At 61.4% G+C, this 16,029-nt stretch carries 15 protein-coding genes; 11 read left to right on the forward strand and 4 right to left on the reverse strand.

All coding sequences use genetic code 11. The annotated features are described in order from the left end of the window. Nucleotides 1-111: 111 nt before the first annotated feature. From M5G17_RS06595 to M5G17_RS06605, 3 genes are read right to left on the reverse strand one after another with little or no spacing between them, the layout of a single operon-like run. Nucleotides 112-1,518: an efflux transporter outer membrane subunit gene (locus M5G17_RS06595; RefSeq protein ID WP_273892186.1), complete on the reverse strand. Its 1,407-nt coding sequence runs from the start codon at nucleotides 1,516-1,518 to the stop codon at nucleotides 112-114. Between the two features lie 3 nt (nucleotides 1,519-1,521). Next, nucleotides 1,522-3,489 (reverse strand): MacB family efflux pump subunit, encoded by a 1,968-nt coding sequence (locus M5G17_RS06600; protein ID WP_273892187.1) that lies wholly within the window; start codon nucleotides 3,487-3,489, stop codon nucleotides 1,522-1,524. Continuing rightward, nucleotides 3,490-4,668, reverse strand: a complete 1,179-nt coding sequence (locus tag M5G17_RS06605) for an efflux RND transporter periplasmic adaptor subunit (protein WP_273892188.1) — start codon at nucleotides 4,666-4,668, stop codon at nucleotides 3,490-3,492. 227 nt (nucleotides 4,669-4,895) lie between these two features. Here M5G17_RS06605 and M5G17_RS06610 point away from each other — a divergent pair, with 227 nt between their 5' ends. From M5G17_RS06610 to M5G17_RS06630, 5 genes are all read left to right on the forward strand, one after another. After that, nucleotides 4,896-5,375, forward strand: coding sequence for a sigma-70 family RNA polymerase sigma factor (locus M5G17_RS06610; RefSeq protein WP_273892189.1), 480 nt, complete (start codon nucleotides 4,896-4,898; stop codon nucleotides 5,373-5,375). 173 nt (nucleotides 5,376-5,548) lie between these two features. Beyond that, on the forward strand, nucleotides 5,549-6,034 hold the full coding sequence (locus tag M5G17_RS06615) for a histidine kinase (RefSeq protein WP_273892190.1): 486 nt from the start codon (nucleotides 5,549-5,551) through the stop codon (nucleotides 6,032-6,034). A gap of 96 nt (nucleotides 6,035-6,130) precedes the next feature. Further along, complete coding sequence (locus M5G17_RS06620; RefSeq protein ID WP_273892191.1) at nucleotides 6,131-7,441, forward strand: MFS transporter; 1,311 nt, start codon at nucleotides 6,131-6,133, stop codon at nucleotides 7,439-7,441. A 115-nt stretch (nucleotides 7,442-7,556) separates the two neighbouring features. After that, nucleotides 7,557-7,853 carry a type II toxin-antitoxin system MqsR family toxin gene (locus M5G17_RS06625; RefSeq protein WP_273892192.1) on the forward strand — a complete coding sequence of 99 codons (297 nt, stop codon included), beginning with the start codon at nucleotides 7,557-7,559 and terminating at the stop codon, nucleotides 7,851-7,853. A 2-nt stretch (nucleotides 7,854-7,855) separates the two neighbouring features. After that, nucleotides 7,856-8,257: a type II TA system antitoxin MqsA family protein gene (locus M5G17_RS06630; protein ID WP_273892193.1), complete on the forward strand. Its 402-nt coding sequence runs from the start codon at nucleotides 7,856-7,858 to the stop codon at nucleotides 8,255-8,257. 64 nt (nucleotides 8,258-8,321) lie between these two features. Here M5G17_RS06630 and M5G17_RS06635 read toward each other — a convergent pair whose 3' ends face one another. After that, a complete protein-coding gene (locus M5G17_RS06635) occupies nucleotides 8,322-9,986 on the reverse strand; it encodes an electron transfer flavoprotein-ubiquinone oxidoreductase (protein WP_273892194.1) in 1,665 nt (554 codons plus the stop codon). Between the two features lie 544 nt (nucleotides 9,987-10,530). On the opposite strand from M5G17_RS06635, the gene M5G17_RS06640 reads away from it, so the two are divergent. The 6 genes from M5G17_RS06640 to M5G17_RS06665 all read left to right on the forward strand — a co-directional run bounded on the left by M5G17_RS06640 (nucleotide 10,531) and on the right by M5G17_RS06665 (nucleotide 15,976). Next, entirely contained in the window at nucleotides 10,531-11,280 is a 750-nt protein-coding gene (locus tag M5G17_RS06640) for an electron transfer flavoprotein subunit beta/FixA family protein (RefSeq protein WP_010224703.1), read from the forward strand. Further along, on the forward strand, nucleotides 11,281-12,207 hold the full coding sequence (locus M5G17_RS06645) for an electron transfer flavoprotein subunit alpha/FixB family protein (protein WP_273892195.1): 927 nt from the start codon (nucleotides 11,281-11,283) through the stop codon (nucleotides 12,205-12,207). It abuts the gene before it with no gap. A gap of 114 nt (nucleotides 12,208-12,321) precedes the next feature. Next, nucleotides 12,322-13,146 (forward strand): substrate-binding periplasmic protein, encoded by an 825-nt coding sequence (locus M5G17_RS06650; protein ID WP_273892196.1) that lies wholly within the window; start codon nucleotides 12,322-12,324, stop codon nucleotides 13,144-13,146. Between the two features lie 9 nt (nucleotides 13,147-13,155). After that, on the forward strand, nucleotides 13,156-13,509 hold the full coding sequence (locus M5G17_RS06655; RefSeq protein WP_130263888.1) for a DUF4398 domain-containing protein: 354 nt from the start codon (nucleotides 13,156-13,158) through the stop codon (nucleotides 13,507-13,509). Then, complete coding sequence (locus M5G17_RS06660; protein WP_273892197.1) at nucleotides 13,506-14,315, forward strand: OmpA family protein; 810 nt, start codon at nucleotides 13,506-13,508, stop codon at nucleotides 14,313-14,315. The genes M5G17_RS06655 and M5G17_RS06660 overlap by 4 nt, the downstream gene beginning before the upstream one ends. Before the next feature lie 215 nt (nucleotides 14,316-14,530). Then, a complete protein-coding gene (locus tag M5G17_RS06665; protein WP_273892198.1) occupies nucleotides 14,531-15,976 on the forward strand; it encodes an aminotransferase-like domain-containing protein in 1,446 nt (481 codons plus the stop codon). Nucleotides 15,977-16,029: the final 53 nt, after the last annotated feature.

A 16,029-nucleotide genomic window follows, 5' to 3' on the forward strand; every position in this document is an offset into this window, starting at 1 on the left:
CGAGCGCCGCCCGCGCGGCGCATCGCCGGCAAGCCGGCTCCCACAGTTGTTGCAACGTGCCATGGCCTGTGAGAGCGGGGTTGTGAGCCTTGGTGCTTGAGATGAGTGGAGCTATTGCTCAGCAGCCACCTGCCAACCGCCACCCAATGCCTTGTACAAGGCCACGCTGCCCTGCAACCGGGCCAGGCGCAGTTGCACCTGCTGGTCTTGAGCCTGATACAGGGTGCGCTGGGTTTCCAGGACCGTCAGCAGGGTTTCGGCACCGGCCTGGTAGCGGCGCTCGGATAAATCAAAGGCGATGCGCGCCTGCACCACTTCCTGGTCCTGGGCCTGGCGCTGCTGGTCGACGCCACTGATGCCATTGAGCGCCTTCTCGACATCGGCAAACCCGGCGACAATGCTGCCGCGATAGTTTTCCAGCAGCTCTTGCTGCTCGGCACGGGCCTTGTCGCGTTCGGCGCGCAGGCGGCCGTTGTTGAAAATGGGCGCGGCGAGGCCGGCACTCAAGGTGTAGTAAGGGCTGCGCAGAATTTGCGCGAAAGTATCGGCGCCAGAGCCCAGGTCGGCGCCGAGGGTCAGGCTTGGCAGCATGGCCGCCCGGGCCACTTGGACATCGGCCTGAGCCGCAGCCAGTCGGGCTTCGGCGCTGGCAATGTCCGGGCGGCGGCTAAGCAGGTCGCTCGGCACGCCGCTACCAATGGCCGGCCAGTTCAGCCCGGTGAGCGGCTCGTCGAAGGCGGGCAAGGCCTGCACCGGCTCACCGAGCAGGGTGGCCAGGGTGATCCGTGCTTCGCGCAATTGCTGTTCGAACAACGGCACCTGGCGCTGCTGGCCCGCCACCAGGCTGCGTTGCTGGGCCAGTTCCAGGGCTGTGGCGGAGCCGGATTGATAGCGGGTTTCAACCAATTGCAAGACGTCTTCGGCATTGCTCAGGTTGAGTCTTGCGATACGCACTTGCTCGCTCAGGGCCAGGCCTTGCAGGTAGCTGTTGGCGACGCCGCTGAGCAGGGTCAGCTCGACGGTCTGGCGATCGAAGCGGCTAGCATCCAGGCTGAACAAGGCGCTGTCGCGTGCGGCGACTTTGCCCCCCCAGAAATCCACTTCATAGCTAGCACTCAAGCGGGTTGCGAACGAGGTGCTGGTGCGCTCGCGGCTGCTGGCATCGAGCTGATCGAAACCGTTGCCATGCAGCAGGCGTTGACGGCTGGCATCCAGGCCGAACTTGAGCTCGGGCAACAACGGCGCGCCGGCGATTACCGCAGAGGCCTGGGCCTGACGCACACGCGCCGCAGCTGCGCCAAGGTCGAAGCTGTTGCGCCGGGCCTGCTCGATCAAACGGTCCAGGTTGGGGCTGGAGAATTGCTGCCACCAGTTCTCCTGGGGCAGCGCAATGGTGGTGGCAGGCCCTTGCCACTGGGGTGGCGCCAGCAGGCCGCTCGGAGGGGCGGGGGTAGTCGAGCTGCAGGCGGCAAGCAAGACACCGATGGACAACAAGCTGAGATGGCAAGGCAGGTTCATGGCTTATTCGCTGGTAAGGGCTTTGACCGGGTCTAGGCGGGCGGCTTTGCGGGCCGGCATGAAGCCGAACACCACCCCGGTGACCACGGCGCAGGCAAATGCGCCAAGCACGGCAGGCAGGGAGAAGGCGACAGCGATGTCGGCCAGCAGCAGGACGCCGCCGATCAACAAGGCCACGGCAATACCGGTGACGCCGCCGACCATCGACAGCAGCACTGCTTCACTGAGGAACTGGCGCAGGATGTCGCGCTGGCGGGCACCGGTGGCCATGCGAATACCAATCTCGCGGGTACGTTCGCGCACGGTCATCAACATGATGTTCATCACCCCGATACCGCCGACCAGCAACGAAATCGCAGCGATTGAGCCGAGCATCAGCGACAGGGTGTTCTGAGTGCGCGCTTCGGCCTGGATCAGCGCTGCATCGTTGGTCAGTTCATAATCGTGTTTGCCATGGTGCAGCTTGCGCATCAGCCGGTCGATGGCTGCCTCGGCATCGGCCACGCGTCGCGAGTCGGCAGCGGCGATGGTCACATACTCCGGGTCGCGGCTGCCGAATAGACGGATGGCGGCGGCGGTGTAGGGCACCACGATACGCTCGTCGCTGTCTTGGTCGCCGGAACTGGCGCCTTTGCCGGCGAGCAGGCCGACCACCTGGAAAGGGACGTTCTCAACCAGGATGTACTGGCCGATGGGGTTGTTGTTGGCGCCAAACAGCTTCTCGCGTACTTTCTGCCCGATGACGGCCACCGCTGCCGCGCTGCGTTCATCGGCTTCGGTGAAGAAGCTGCCCTCGACTACCGGCCAGTTGAAAATTTCGGAGAAATGGGTGTTGTTGCCGCCGACATAGAACTGCTGGTTGTTGTTGCCATAGCGCACCATCAGGCTATTGCCGATCACCGGCATGATCAACTTCACCTGGGGCAGGCTTGAGACTGCGGCGACGTCATCGAGGGTGATGACTCCGGCAGGTTCGCGCAAGGTGGGTGCACTGCCGCTCAAATAGAGGATGTTCGAGCCGAAGGCGGCCATCTGCGCCATGACCTGGCGCTTGCTGCCTTCGCCGACTGCCAGCATGACCACCACCGAGGCCACGCCAATGACGATGCCAAGCAAGGTCAGGGCGGTGCGAAAGCGGTTGATCCACATGATGCGCCAGGCTGCTTGCAGGGCCTCGACCAGTTCGCCTTTCCAGGCGCCGCTGGCGGTTGCGCCCATGTTCAGGCGTTGGCGCAGGTCTTCGGCCTGCAGGCCGGGTGTCGGCGCAGGTGTGCCGGGCTGATGCGCGGCCGAATCGCTGAGCACCAGGCCGTCGCGAATCTCGATGACCCGGTTGGCCCGCGCTGCGACTTCACGGTCGTGGGTGATGAGGATCACCACATGGCCCTGGCTGGCCAGCTCATCGAGCAAGGCCATGACCTCGGCGCCGCTCTGGCTGTCCAGTGCCCCGGTGGGTTCGTCGGCGAGGATGATATGCCCGCCGTTCATCAGGGCGCGAGCAATCGACACCCGTTGCTGCTGGCCGCCGGACAACTGATGAGGGCGGTTGCCGGTGCGGCTGGCCAGGCCCAGACGGTCGAGCAGGGCGGCGGCGCGGGCATGGCGTTCGGCGGCAGGGGTGCCGGCATAGATGGCTGGCATTTCGACGTTTTCCTGGGCCGAGCCCGAGGCGATCAGGTGATAGCCCTGGAATACGAAACCGAAGGCCTCGCGGCGCAGCCAGGCCAACTCGTCGCTGTCGAGTTCGGCAACGTCCTTGCCAGCGAAGTAATAGGCCCCTGAGGTGGGGCGGTCCAGGCAGCCGAGGATGTTCATCAGCGTCGACTTGCCGGAGCCGGAGGCACCGACAATAGCAACGAACTCACCGGGGTGAATGGCCAGGCTGATACCGCGTACCACCTCGACCTTGGGGGTGTCGAGGCCGCCATAGGATTTGCGGATATCGCGCAGTTCAATCAGGGGCGTGGACATTCAACCCCCGTTTGCGGCAGGTGCGCCGATCAATAGGCGCTCGCCCTCGGCCAAGCCGTCGAGCACCTGCACCCGCAAGCGGTCGCTCAGGCCGGTACGCACCTGGCGCTGGTTGACCTTGCCGTTGCTGTCGAGCACCTGGGCTATGCGCAGGTCCTGGCTGCTGGCATCTTCGTCCAGCGCTGCCACCGGCACAGTCAGTACCTGGCTGGCGCGTCCGGCGACAAAAAACACCTGGGTGGTCATCTCGGCCATCAGCGCGTTGTCCGGGTTGTCGACGTCCAGCAGCACGGTATACAGCACCACCTTGCTGCTGGCCCCAGTGCCACTGGCACTGGCCGGGCTGCCGCCGCCCTGGCTGGCCTGGTCGAGGGGTTTGGGAGGTACTGGCAGAATCTGGCGCACGTTACTGGTCCAGCGCCGCTTGCCGCCTGCCAGGGTGGTGAAGTAGGCGTTCATGCCGGGCGTGACCTGGCCGATGTCGGCCTCCGAAACCTGTGCCCAGACCGTCATCGGCGACAACTTGGCGATACGCAGGATCAGCGGCGTTTGCTGCTGGGCATTGAGGGTCTGGCCTTCACGGGCATCGACGGCAACCACGGTGCCGGACATGGGCGCATAAATACGCGTGTAACCCAGCTCGGCTTCGTCACTGCGCAGGCTCGCCTGGGCCTGACGGATCTGTGCCCGGTACATGTCGATCCGTGCCTGGGTGACCTTGAGTTGGGCCTGGGCGCTTTGCACGTCCTCCTCGCGCGTCGCACCGCCTGCGGCAAGGTTGCTTTGACGTTTGTACTGTTGTTGCGCCAACTGGTACTGGGCTTGCTGTTCAGCAAGCTGGGCCATGAGGTTGTCGATTGAAAAGCGCCCGGCATCAAGTTTTGCCTGTTGCGTGGAAGGGTCGATCTCAACCAGCAGTTGTCCTTCCTTGACCTGATCGCCGACCTCGACGTGCAGTTTGCGGATCTGCCCGGACGCTTGGGCGCCGACATCCACATAGCGCCGAGGCTGCAAGGTGCCCAGGGCGGTGACGCTGCTTTCGATATCGCCACGAGTGACGCTGACGGTACTCATCGAATCGCCACCGGCGGGCAGGGTTTTCCAGGCGAGCAGGGCGCCCAGGCTGAGCAGGCCAAGGCCGCAGAGCAGCAGGCGACGAGTGTTCGATGAGCGTTTCATGCAGGGTTCCAGCCAGATGGAGTGGCCCGTGACGACTCACTGCCGAGCAGGTGCGGCAGACACGGGAGGCTCCCAGGTATACGAGGTGGGTGCCGTGGAATTTACCGCGATCAAGGTCTGATCTTGCTGAGAATAATTATAATTTGTATTATTGCATACTGCCATCATTCAGATCCGCTCAACCACGAATCAGGGAAACCCCGCAGATGTCGCGGCCAGGTGTTGTGTTGGAAAACTACTATCGCGAACTGGTGAGTTTTCTCTGTGCTCGCCTGGGTAACCGGCAGGCAGCCGAAGACGTCGCCCACGATGCCTATATTCGCGTGCTGGAGCGCAGCAGCGGCAATGACATCGAGCACCCGCGGGCTTTTCTCTACCGTACCGCGCTGAACCTGGTGATCGATGGCCATCGGCGTGGCCTGTTACGCCAGGCCGAACCCTTGGAAGTGCTCGACAGCGACGAGCGTTTCTTTTCCCCGGCACTGTCCCAGAGCATGGACCTGAACCAGCGTTTGGAGCTGATGCAGCGGGCGCTCGCCGAGCTCAGCCAGCCCTGTCGCGAAAGTTTCCTGCTGCGCAAGCTCGACGGCCTGTCCCACCCACAGATCGCCGAGCGCCTGGGCATTTCCCGCAGCCTGGTAGAGAAGCATATTGTCAATGCCATGAAACATTGCCGGTTGCGCCTGCGCGAATGGGAGTCGCAATAGGCACAGGGTGTGTGAAAAATTCGTCGTGGTGGCGCTTGATTTATGTCGATTTCCCGACAACTATCATTAAAGACCCTTCATCTGGCGAAGTGCCCGCCAACAGCCTGCAATTGATGATCTGGCGCAGTATGGTCAAGGAACGTCTCTAACGCTGTCAGCCTTGGTCATAGACGATGCCGAACAAATCGCTGCGGATTCTGATTGCCGACGAGCACCCGATGCAGCTACTGCAACTGGAACGGATGCTCAATGCCATGGGCTATTACCGCATCGCCCCGGTCGAAAGCTTCGAAGACCTGCAGCGCCTGGTGCAGAGCGCGCTGCTACCGTTCAACTTGCTGTTGGGCAATATCGACCTGGCCAGCCATGCCGGTGTCGATCTGGAGCGTTTCTGCCGGGTCAACCCGCTGATCCAGCATGCCTTGCTCTACGAATCGCAACATCTGAAGATTCCCGCCATTCCCGACAACCAGCGTCGAGCGGTGAATGTCAGCCTGCCCAAGGTCCCGGATAACGAGACCATCCAGTCGTTCATGAGCATCATCGATTCGCCTTATGTACTTGGGCACTTGCCAGGTATCCCTGAGCGTGCGGTCAAGCCGCATTACACCCCACGGCGCATGGACTTCACCCAGACGGCGTTTTGCCGCCCGTCCTGAAACCGTGCTGGGTGTGGCCGGGTGGCTTTTGCTATGCTCGTGCGTTGGCCTTGGCGCGCTCGTCGCGCGGGCACCCGATCATTTGCGGATACCTCTATGACGGCCACCGACCCTGCGCGCCCTCTGCAACTGTCGCGCAGCGACCACAAAACCCTGAGCCTGGCGGCGCTGGGCGGGGCACTGGAGATCTACGATTTCATCATCTTCGTGTTCTTCGCCCTGACCCTGAGCCAACTGTTCTTTCCGCCACAGATGCCTGAATGGCTGCGCTTGCTGCAGAGTTTCGGCATTTTCGTCACCGGTTACCTGGCGCGGCCCCTGGGCGGCATCCTGATGGCGCATTTTGCCGACCACCTGGGGCGCAAGCGGGTGTTCAGCCTGAGCATCCTGATGATGGCCTTGCCGTGCCTGCTGATCGGGGTGATGCCCACCTACGCCGAGATCGGCTACGCGGCACCGCTGATCCTCTTGGCCTTGCGCATCCTCCAGGGTGCAGCGGTAGGGGGCGAGGTGCCAAGCGCCTGGACGTTCGTCGCCGAACACGCGCCGCTTGGGCGGCGCGGTTACGCCCTGGGTTTCCTGCAGGCGGGGCTGACGTTCGGCTACCTGCTCGGTGCCTTGACGGCTACGGCGCTTGCGCAGCTTTACAGCCCGCAGGAGATCCTCGACTACGCCTGGCGCTATCCGTTTCTGCTCGGCGGGGTGTTTGGCGTGATCGGTGTGTGGCTGCGCCGCTGGTTGAGCGAGACGCCGGTGTTCCTCGCCTTGCGCGAGCAACGCAATCAGCCGCCGGCCTTTCCCTTGCGTACCGTGTTGCGCGAACACCGCCGCGCATTGATGCCCGCCGCCTTGCTCACCTGCGTGCTGACCTCGGCGGTGGTGGTGCTGGTGGTCATCACACCGACGGTGATGCAGCAGCGGTTCGGCATGAGCGCCGGGCACACCTTCGCCCTGAGCAGCATGGGCATCGTCTTTCTCAACATCGGCTGTGTGTTGGCAGGCTTGCTGGTCGACCGTATCGGTGCCTGGCGGGCGCTAATGATCTACAGCGTGCTGCTGCCCTTGGGCATTGCCGGCCTTTACGCCAGCCTGGTGGCTGGCTGGGGCTGGACCGGGCTGGCCTATGCCATTGCAGGTCTGGGCTGTGGGGTAGTGGGCGTGGTGCCATCGGTGATGGTCGGACTGTTCCCGGCGCAGATCCGCGTGTCGGGCATTTCCTTTACCTACAACATTGCCTACGCCTTGTGGGCGAGCACCACCCCGTTGCTGCTGATTGCCCTGATGCCCTGGAGCCCGTGGGTATGCGTGGGCTTCTGTCTGATCATGGGGGCGGTTGGCTTACTGACGGCGATGTATTTCGGTGCGCGGGAGGCGACGGCTTTCGAGGATGAGGTGGTGCGTTGCTGAGTTCATCCGCCGTGACAATCGTTTCCCACTGACGAGGCGTTGATCGGGCAGACTCCATAGCATGGCAAGTGGATTAACCCATTTGCCAAATTAAACCCAATAGGTTAATTTGCTCATGGAGAAAGGCACGCCTCATTGCAGGCTTTCAAAAGTCAGGGCGCTGCTTGAGGCCGGTCGGGTTCGCTCGACAGGCTCTGCGCTTGCGGATGCTGCAGCGTTGGGTCTGGATTTCGATCTGATGCTTGAGGTGGTTCATGCCCTGGACAGCAGGGATTTTCACAAGAGCATGACCACGCAGGCAGATCATCGTATCTGGCAAGACGTTTACCGACCCAGCACCTGCTTCGGGCGGGTCTACCTGAAACTGACGGTAATCGATGATGTGCTCATCGTTTCCTTCAAGGAGTTGTGAGGATGAAATGTCCGGTTTGTGGCGCGGCCGAGTTGGTGAGTGGTATTCGTGACCTGCCGTATACCTACAAGGGTGAGACAACACGGGTGACCGACGTCACTGGAGATTTTTGCCCGGCCTGTGACGAAAGGGTGCTCGGCGACCTGGAGTCCCGGCGCGTCAGTGCAGCCATGCTGGCGTTCAATCGGCAGGTCAATGCGGCGACGGTCGATCCGCAATTCATTGCCGCAGTGCGCAAGAAACTGGCGCTTGATCAGCGCGAAGCCGCGGAAATATTCGGCGGTGGGGTTAATGCATTTTCCCGTTACGAAAACGGCAAGACCAAGCCTCCTGTGGCCTTGGTCAAATTACTCAAGCTGCTGGATCGACACCCGGAGCTGTTCGAAGAAGTCAGGACAGCCTGATCACGAGTAAAAAAGCCCCCAGGCCGGATAGGCCTGGGGGCTTTTGTTTAGCGCTGGGCTGACCTTACATATTCGGATAAGTCGGGCCGCCTGCACCTTCCGGGGTGACCCAGGTGATGTTCTGCGCAGGGTCCTTGATGTCACAGGTCTTGCAGTGCACACAGTTCTGGGCGTTGATCTGGAAGCGTTTGTTGCCGTCCTCTTGTGTCACCACTTCGTACACGCCTGCCGGGCAGTAGCGCTGGGCGGGCTCGTCGTACAGCGGTAGGTTGCTGCCGATCGGGATGCTCGGGTCGGTGAGCTTGAGGTGGCACGGTTGCTCTTCTTCATGGTTGGTGCTGGAGAGGAACACCGAGCTCAGTTTGTCGAAGCTCAGCTTGCCATCGGGTTTTGGATAGTCGATTTTTTTCGAGTCGGCTGCAAGCTTCAGGCAGGCATAGTCCGGCTTGGTGTCGTGCAGGGTGAACGGCAGCTTGCCGCCGAACCAGTTCTGGTCAACGTAGTTGAATGCCGCACCGAACATCGGCCCGAACTTGTGCATGGCCGGGCCGAAGTTACGGCTGGCGAACAGTTCTTCGTGCAGCCAGCTGGCCTTGAACGCGTCGACATAGCTGTTGAGTTGGTCGCCGCCTTCGCTACCGGCCAGCAGGGCATCGGCCACCGCTTCGGCAGCGAGCATGCCGGACTTCATCGCGGTGTGGCTGCCCTTGATCTTGGCGAAGTTCAGGGTGCCGAGGTCGCAACCGATCAGCGCGCCGCCGTTGAAGACCATCTTCGGCAGCGAGTTCAGGCCGCCTTTGCAGATGGCGCGGGCGCCGTAGCTGATGCGCTTGCCGCCGTCGAGGTACTTGCTGATCACCGGGTGGTGCTTGAGGCGCTGGAACTCGTCGAACGGCGACAGGTAAGCGTTGCTGTAGGACAGGTCAACGATCAGGCCGACCACCACCTGGTTGTTTTCCAGGTGATAAAGGAACGAGCCCCCGGTGTTCTCGGCGCTCATCACGTCCAGCGGCCAGCCGGCGGTGTGCACCACCAGGCCTTGCTCGTGCTTGGACGGGTCGATTTCCCAGATTTCTTTCAGGCCAATGCCGTAGTGCTGGACGTCGGATTCGCTGTCGAGGTTGAAGCGCTTGATCAACTGCTTGCCGATATGGCCACGGCAGCCTTCGGCGAACAGGGTGTACTTGCCACGCAGCTCCATGCCCGGGGTGTACAGGCCTTCCTTGGGGTTGCCTTCACGGTCGACACCCAGGTCGCCCGTGATGATCCCGCGGACTACACCGTTTTCATCGAACAGCGCTTCCTGGGCCGCGAAGCCTGGGTAGATCTCCACGCCCAGGTTCTCGGCCTGCTGGGCCAGCCAGCGGCACAGGTTGCCCAGGGAGATGATGTAGTTGCCTTGGTTGTGCATGGTCTTGGGCACGAACAGGTCAGGGACCTTGATCGAGCTGCCAGCATCCTTGAGCACGTAGATGTCGTCGCGTTTGACTTCGGTGTTGAGCGGGGCGCCGAGCTCTTTCCAGTCCGGGAACAGTTCGTTCAGGGCGCGCGGTTCGAACACCGCACCGGAGAGGATGTGGGCGCCGACTTCCGAGCCTTTCTCGACCACGCAGACGCTGATTTCGTTACCGGCTTCGGCGGCCTTCTGCTTCAGTCGGCAGGCGGCGGACAGGCCAGCCGGGCCAGCGCCGACAATGACCACGTCGAATTCCATGTATTCGCGTTCCACAGGTTCTCTCCTACTCAAGGCTCATCGGTTTTTCTTTATTGGCGGGTGTCAGGCGGTCATTTTTCAGACGCTCGGGCTGTAGCTCGAGTGATGACGGACTACACCGCTTTCTCTTGGCCGCGCATTATATCTACACCACTCGCGGGGTCCAATACAAACGTTTGTTTGAATTTGCCGCAGGCCAGTAAAATCAAAGAAGCGCGGTGTGAAGCTGACCGGTTTGCCGTATTGACCGGATTGGGCGTTACGGTCAAGATACGAGCGGTTTTGCGCTCGCCGTAGGCTGACCGTCGGATGCAGGAGCACCCCTAAAAACCAGGCGAAAAGCAGGGCAGTTACGCCACAACCCGCTTTGTAGTGGAGTTTACACGCCACGACAAATTATGACCCACGGGTTTTGCAACTGACAGGCCGAATCGAGACTGCTGGGTCAGGGTTAAATTTGCCCCCCTGTGATCGTTTTTAGAGGTGCCCTTGTACCCACGCGCAATCGCCGGGTTTGCCCCAGGCGACATTCTTTTCACCGGAGAGTAACGAGGAATCCATGAAGGTTCTTGTAGCTGTCAAACGAGTGGTCGACTATAACGTCAAGGTTCGCGTCAAGGCGGACAACTCCGGCGTAGACCTTGCTAACGTCAAGATGTCCATGAACCCCTTCTGCGAAATCGCCGTAGAAGAAGCCGTACGCCTGAAAGAGAAGGGCGTTGCGAGCGAAATCGTCGTCGTTACCGTCGGCCCGGCCACTGCTCAGGAGCAATTGCGTACTGCCCTGGCACTGGGTGCCGACCGTGCCATCCTGGTCGAATCTGCTGAAGAGCTGACTTCGCTGGCTGTGGCCAAGCTGCTCAAGGCAGTGGTCGACAAAGAGCAGCCTCAGTTGGTGATCCTTGGCAAGCAAGCCATCGACAGCGACAACAACCAGACTGGCCAGATGCTGGCTGCGCTGAGCGGCTACGCCCAGGGCACTTTCGCTTCCAAGGTCGAAGTGGCAGGTGACAAGGTCAACGTCACCCGCGAAATCGACGGCGGCCTGCAGACCGTTGCACTGAACCTGCCTGCCATCGTCACCACCGACCTGCGCCTGAACGAGCCACGCTACGCGTCGCTGCCGAACATCATGAAGGCCAAGAAGAAGCCGTTGGAGACCGTTACTCCCGACGCGCTGGGCGTTTCCACTGCCTCCACCAACAAGACCCTGAAAGTCGAAGCGCCAGCTGCTCGCAGCGCCGGTATCAAGGTCAAGTCGGTTGCTGAACTGGTCGAGAAACTGAAGAACGAGGCGAAGGTAATCTAAATGACTATCCTGGTTATCGCTGAACACGAAAACGGTGCCGTTGCCCCGGCCACCCTGAACACTGTTGCTGCTGCCGCCAAGATCGGTGGCGACATCCATGTGCTGGTCGCAGGCGCAAACGTCGGTGGCGTCGCTGAAGCTGCTGCCAAGATTGCTGGCGTGGCCAAGGTGCTGGCTGCCGACAACGCCGCCTACGCTCACCAACTGCCAGAGAACGTCGCTCCGCTGGTAGCTGCTCTTAAAGGCTACAGCCACGTGCTGGCACCTGCCACCTCCAACGGCAAGAACATCCTGCCGCGCGTTGCCGCGCTGCTGGACGTCGACCAGATCTCCGAGATCATCTCGGTTGAATCGGCCGACACCTTCAAGCGTCCGATCTACGCCGGTAACGCCATTGCCACTGTGCAATCCAACGCTGCCGTCAAGGTCATCACCGTGCGTGCCACCGGCTTTGACGCCGTTGCCGCCGAGGGTGGTTCGGCTGCCGTTGAAGCCGTCGCTGCTGCTCACGATGCGGGTAAATCGGCGTTCGTTGGCGAAGAGCTGGCCAAATCCGACCGTCCTGAGCTGACCGCTGCCAAGATCGTCGTTTCCGGCGGCCGCGGCATGCAGAACGGTGACAACTTCAAGCACCTGTACGCCCTGGCCGACAAGCTCGGCGCTGCCGTTGGCGCCTCGCGCGCTGCGGTCGACGCAGGTTTCGTACCCAACGACATGCAGGTCGGTCAGACCGGCAAGATCGTTGCGCCTCAGCTGTACATCGCCGTCGGTATTTCCGGCGCGATCCAGCACCTGGCCGGCATGAAAGACTCCAAAGTGATCGTTGCGATCAACAAGGACGAAGAAGCGCCGATCTTCCAGGTGGCCGACTATGGCCTGGTGGCTGACCTGTTCGAAGCCATCCCTGAGCTGGAGAAGCTGGTTTAATCCAGTCGCTTCACTTATAAAAGAGCCCGGTCCGCCCGGGCTGTGCAGGCCCGCCTTGCACAGCCCGGCAGATCGGGCTTTTTCATTCAGGGTAAAAAGTTGGGGAGTCGTTGCATGGGATGGCGTGGCCGGATTAACACGGCGCTGGTGTTCGCTGCGGTACTGATGCCGTTGCAAGCCTGGGCAGTCGGCAAGTGTGAGCGGCTGGTAGCCACCGGCAGTCCAGATGCCCCGCCTTACTCCTGGCGCGATCCGCAAGACCCCAGGCACCTGATGGGCGCCAACGTCGACCTGTTCAAGCAGGTTGCCGGCGAGTTGGGCCTGAAGGTTGAAGTGCTCGACAGCGGCAGCCGTAGCCAGGCGCTGGAAGAAGTGCGCAGCGGGCGCGTCGATTTGCTGATCGATTCACCCTTCGCGGTGGCCGAGCTGACCACGGTCGACTTTGTTCACCCCTCGCTGCTGAGCAACGAATACGTGGTCTGGACCCGGCACGATTCGCCGCTGGTCTATAACACCCTGGCCGACTTGCATGAACATCAGGGTAGCGTGTCGGAAAAGGCGCGCATGACCCCAGAATTTAACGCTTACGCCAAGAGTCAGTTGAAGCTTGCTCCCGCGCAAAATCTGACCCAGGCCTTCCAGAAATTGCTGCTCGGCCAGGTCGATTACGTGTTGGCTGGCCGCTACGCCGGCATGGCCATGGCCCAGACCCTGGGTATGAGCAATGAGTTGATTGCCCGTGGCTTGCCACTCGATCGTCCGGGGCTGTACCTGGCGTTGTCGCATAATTCCGCGTGCAATGACGCCTGGTTGCGCGGACAACTGGCAAAAAAGCTGACAGAATTGCCGGCCTCCGGCGTGTCCCAAGCGGTACTGCAGCGTAATGTCGAGCGCTGGAAAGCGCAGATGCAAGCGCCGCTGGATGCCCCTAAACAGTAGGAAGATTGTGTGAGAACTCATTCATTATTCGCCGTTCTGGCGTTGCTGGCTCTGGCCGGGTGCGCCAATGATCCGGCCCCCAATGAACAGCTGCGCCTGTCCGAGCAGGCACTTGAGCAGGCCAGGGCGGTGGGTGCCACTGACGAAGTGGCAGAGCTGAAGCTGGCTGAAGACAAGCTGGCCCGGGCTCGCACCAACATGGCCAGCGAATCCTTCCGCGATGCGCGCATGCGCGCCGAGCAGGCTGAGCTGGATGCGCGCTTGGCCGAGGCGCGGGTGCTGACGGTCAAAAGCAAGGAGCAGCTGGACTTGCTGCAGTCGCGGGTCAATCGCCTGCGTAAACAGTTGGGAGAGCAGCGGTGAGTTCGATCAAACCTTTGGCGGCACTGTTGTTGATCGCTGTGGCCGGCCTGCAGGGCTGCGCCAGCCAGCGCAGCGAGACGGCGCTGGATGAGGCCACGGCCAAGTTCGAGGCGGTCAAGGATGACTCTGACGTGCTGCGCAGCGCGCCGCGTGATGTGATTCGTGCCGGTGAATCCCTGGCCCGGGCCGAGCGACTGTCCAGCTACCTGGGCACTGGTGCCGACGTGCGCCATTACGCCTATCTGAGTCAGCGCTACAGTGACATTGCCCGCGAGCACAGTAACCTGGTGCTCAATCAGGAACGGCTGGCCAAGCTCGAGCTTGAGCGTCAGCGCCTGCAGTTGGCCTTGCGCGAGGCCAAGCTTGCCAGTGTGCAGCAGCAGGGCAAGTGGCTGGAAGCGCAGATCGTCAGCCTGGCCACCGAGCAGAGCGACCGTGGCCTGGTCATGACCCTGGGCGACGTGCTGTTCGATACCGGGCATGCGGAGCTGAAAAACTCTGCCAGCCGCACCGTGCTCAAGTTGGTGCAGTTCCTCCAGCTTAACCCCAAGCGGGTCGTGCGAATCGAGGGTTATACCGACAGCACGGGCACGCCGGAAGACAACCTCAAGCTGTCCCGGGACCGGGCGCAGGCAGTGGCGGACCTGCTGATCGATCTGGGTGTCGATGAAAAACGCATCCAGGTTGAAGGCTATGGTGACCAGTATCCGGTCGAGGCCAACGCCTCGGAGCGGGGTAGGGCGCAAAACCGCCGAGTCGAGATCGTCTTCTCGGACGAAAAAGGCAAGCTTGGCGCCGCACGCTGAGCCATAGATGAAGAAACCCGGAGACTGCACAGCTCCGGGTTTTTTTATGGACGGTTGTCTGCTTGTGACAAATGGCCTGTCGCAGCCTTTGTCACGCAACTGTATTGTCGACTATTCTGCAATCTGTCCCAGTACACTTTGCAACTGTTCCGGTATTCTTGCTTGAAATAGAGCCGTACAAAAACAACTACATTGCCTGCGTTTCGAGACTGATCATGACCAACCTGTTGCTCTACCAGCGCATTGCCCAGCAGCTGGCCGAAGATATTCGCCGTGGTGTGTATCAACCAGGTGAGCGAGTGCCGTCGGTGCGCAAGATGAGTTCGCAGCTCAATGTCAGCCATGCAACCGTGCTACAGGCCTATGCCAACCTTGAAGACCAAGGGCTGATCCGTGCACGGCCGCAGTCCGGCTACTACGTGCACCAGACACCGGCGCTGACCGCACAGACGCCTGATATCGCCCGGGTCGAGCGCCCCGGGCTGGTAACGCGCAGCAGTATTATCCAGCAGGTTTTGACCGAGGCCCGGCGCGATGGGGTGTTCCCCTTCGGCGCAGCGGTGCCCCATGTGGACTACCTGCCGGTGCGGGCATTGCATCAGCAGTTGGCCAAGGTGACTCGCTTTCATAGCCCGCGGGCCTTCAGTTACATGTTCAGCCCGGGCTTCGAGCCACTGCGTCGGCAGATCGCGATTCGTATGCGCGATGCCGGCGTGGTCGTCGACCCCAGTGAAGTGGTGGTCACCCATGGCTGCGTCGATGCGCTGCAGATGTCGCTGCGGGTGCTGACCCGGCCGGGCGATCTGATCGCCGCCGAGTCGCCGACCTACTATGGCTTGCTGCAACTGGCCGACCTGCTTGGCTTGAAAGTGATCGAAATTCCCAGTGATCCGTCCACTGGTATCAGCCTTGAAGCCCTGCAACTGGCGGCCAACCAGTGGTCGATCAAGGCCCTGGTGCTGACCGCACGCCTGAGCAACCCGCTGGGCGGCACCATTCCGGAAGATCGGCAAAAGCAGTTGTTGCGCCTGGCGTCGGATTTTGACATCCAGATCATCGAAGACGACATCTATGGCGAACTGATGTTCGAGCAGGGCAAGACCAAGGCGCTCAAGGCCTTCGATCGACTGGGGCGAGTAATTTATTGTTCGAGCTTTTCCAAGACCCTGTCGCCCGGTGTGCGGATCGGTTGGATGGTCGCCGGCAAGTACCAGGCGGAAATCCAGCGTTTGCAGACCTTTACCACCCACTCAGCCTGCAGTGTGACGCAGATGGGGGTGGCGTCGTACCTGGAAAATGGCGGTTACGACCGTCATCTGCGCTACATCCGTCAGGAATACCGGAAAAATCTCAGTGCCTACCAGTTGGCAGTGCAGCAACACTTCCCCGATGGCACGCAGATGACCCGGCCAACCGGCGGGTTCATCCTCTGGGTCAGCTTGCCGGGGCGGGTCAACACCCAGGAGTTGCATGTGCGCGCATTGCAGCAGGGCATCAGTATCGCGCCCGGGCTGATCTTCAGTAACACCGAGCAGTTCAACCACTGCATCCGCCTGAACTGTGGCATCCCCTGGAACCGTGAAGCGGAGCGGGCGGTGATGACCCTGGGCATGTTGGCCAGCCAACTGTGCCAGGAGTCTGCCGCGGGCGCGTTTTTCTAGACTTGCCAGTCGTGTCGGGAACGGGGACCATAAGCCCTTTTAGGGATGATCGT

Source organism: Pseudomonas rubra, assembly GCF_028656935.1.
GTDB lineage: Bacteria > Pseudomonadota > Gammaproteobacteria > Pseudomonadales > Pseudomonadaceae > Aquipseudomonas > Aquipseudomonas rubra.

Excerpts from the sequence above, each read along its gene's own strand:
- M5G17_RS06595 (WP_273892186.1), bottom strand. The coding sequence starts at position 1,518 with ATGAACCTGCCTTGCCATCTCAGCTTGTTGTCCATCGGTGTCTTGCTT.
- M5G17_RS06600 (WP_273892187.1), bottom strand. The coding sequence starts at position 3,489 with ATGTCCACGCCCCTGATTGAACTGCGCGATATCCGCAAATCCTATGGC.
- M5G17_RS06605 (WP_273892188.1), bottom strand. The coding sequence starts at position 4,668 with ATGAAACGCTCATCGAACACTCGTCGCCTGCTGCTCTGCGGCCTTGGC.
- M5G17_RS06615 (WP_273892190.1), top strand. The coding sequence starts at position 5,549 with ATGCCGAACAAATCGCTGCGGATTCTGATTGCCGACGAGCACCCGATG.
- M5G17_RS06620 (WP_273892191.1), top strand. The coding sequence starts at position 6,131 with ATGACGGCCACCGACCCTGCGCGCCCTCTGCAACTGTCGCGCAGCGAC.
- M5G17_RS06625 (WP_273892192.1), top strand. The coding sequence starts at position 7,557 with ATGGAGAAAGGCACGCCTCATTGCAGGCTTTCAAAAGTCAGGGCGCTG.
- M5G17_RS06630 (WP_273892193.1), top strand. The coding sequence starts at position 7,856 with ATGAAATGTCCGGTTTGTGGCGCGGCCGAGTTGGTGAGTGGTATTCGT.
- M5G17_RS06640 (WP_010224703.1), top strand. The coding sequence starts at position 10,531 with ATGAAGGTTCTTGTAGCTGTCAAACGAGTGGTCGACTATAACGTCAAG.
- M5G17_RS06645 (WP_273892195.1), top strand. The coding sequence starts at position 11,281 with ATGACTATCCTGGTTATCGCTGAACACGAAAACGGTGCCGTTGCCCCG.
- M5G17_RS06650 (WP_273892196.1), top strand. The coding sequence starts at position 12,322 with ATGGGATGGCGTGGCCGGATTAACACGGCGCTGGTGTTCGCTGCGGTA.
- M5G17_RS06665 (WP_273892198.1), top strand. The coding sequence starts at position 14,531 with ATGACCAACCTGTTGCTCTACCAGCGCATTGCCCAGCAGCTGGCCGAA.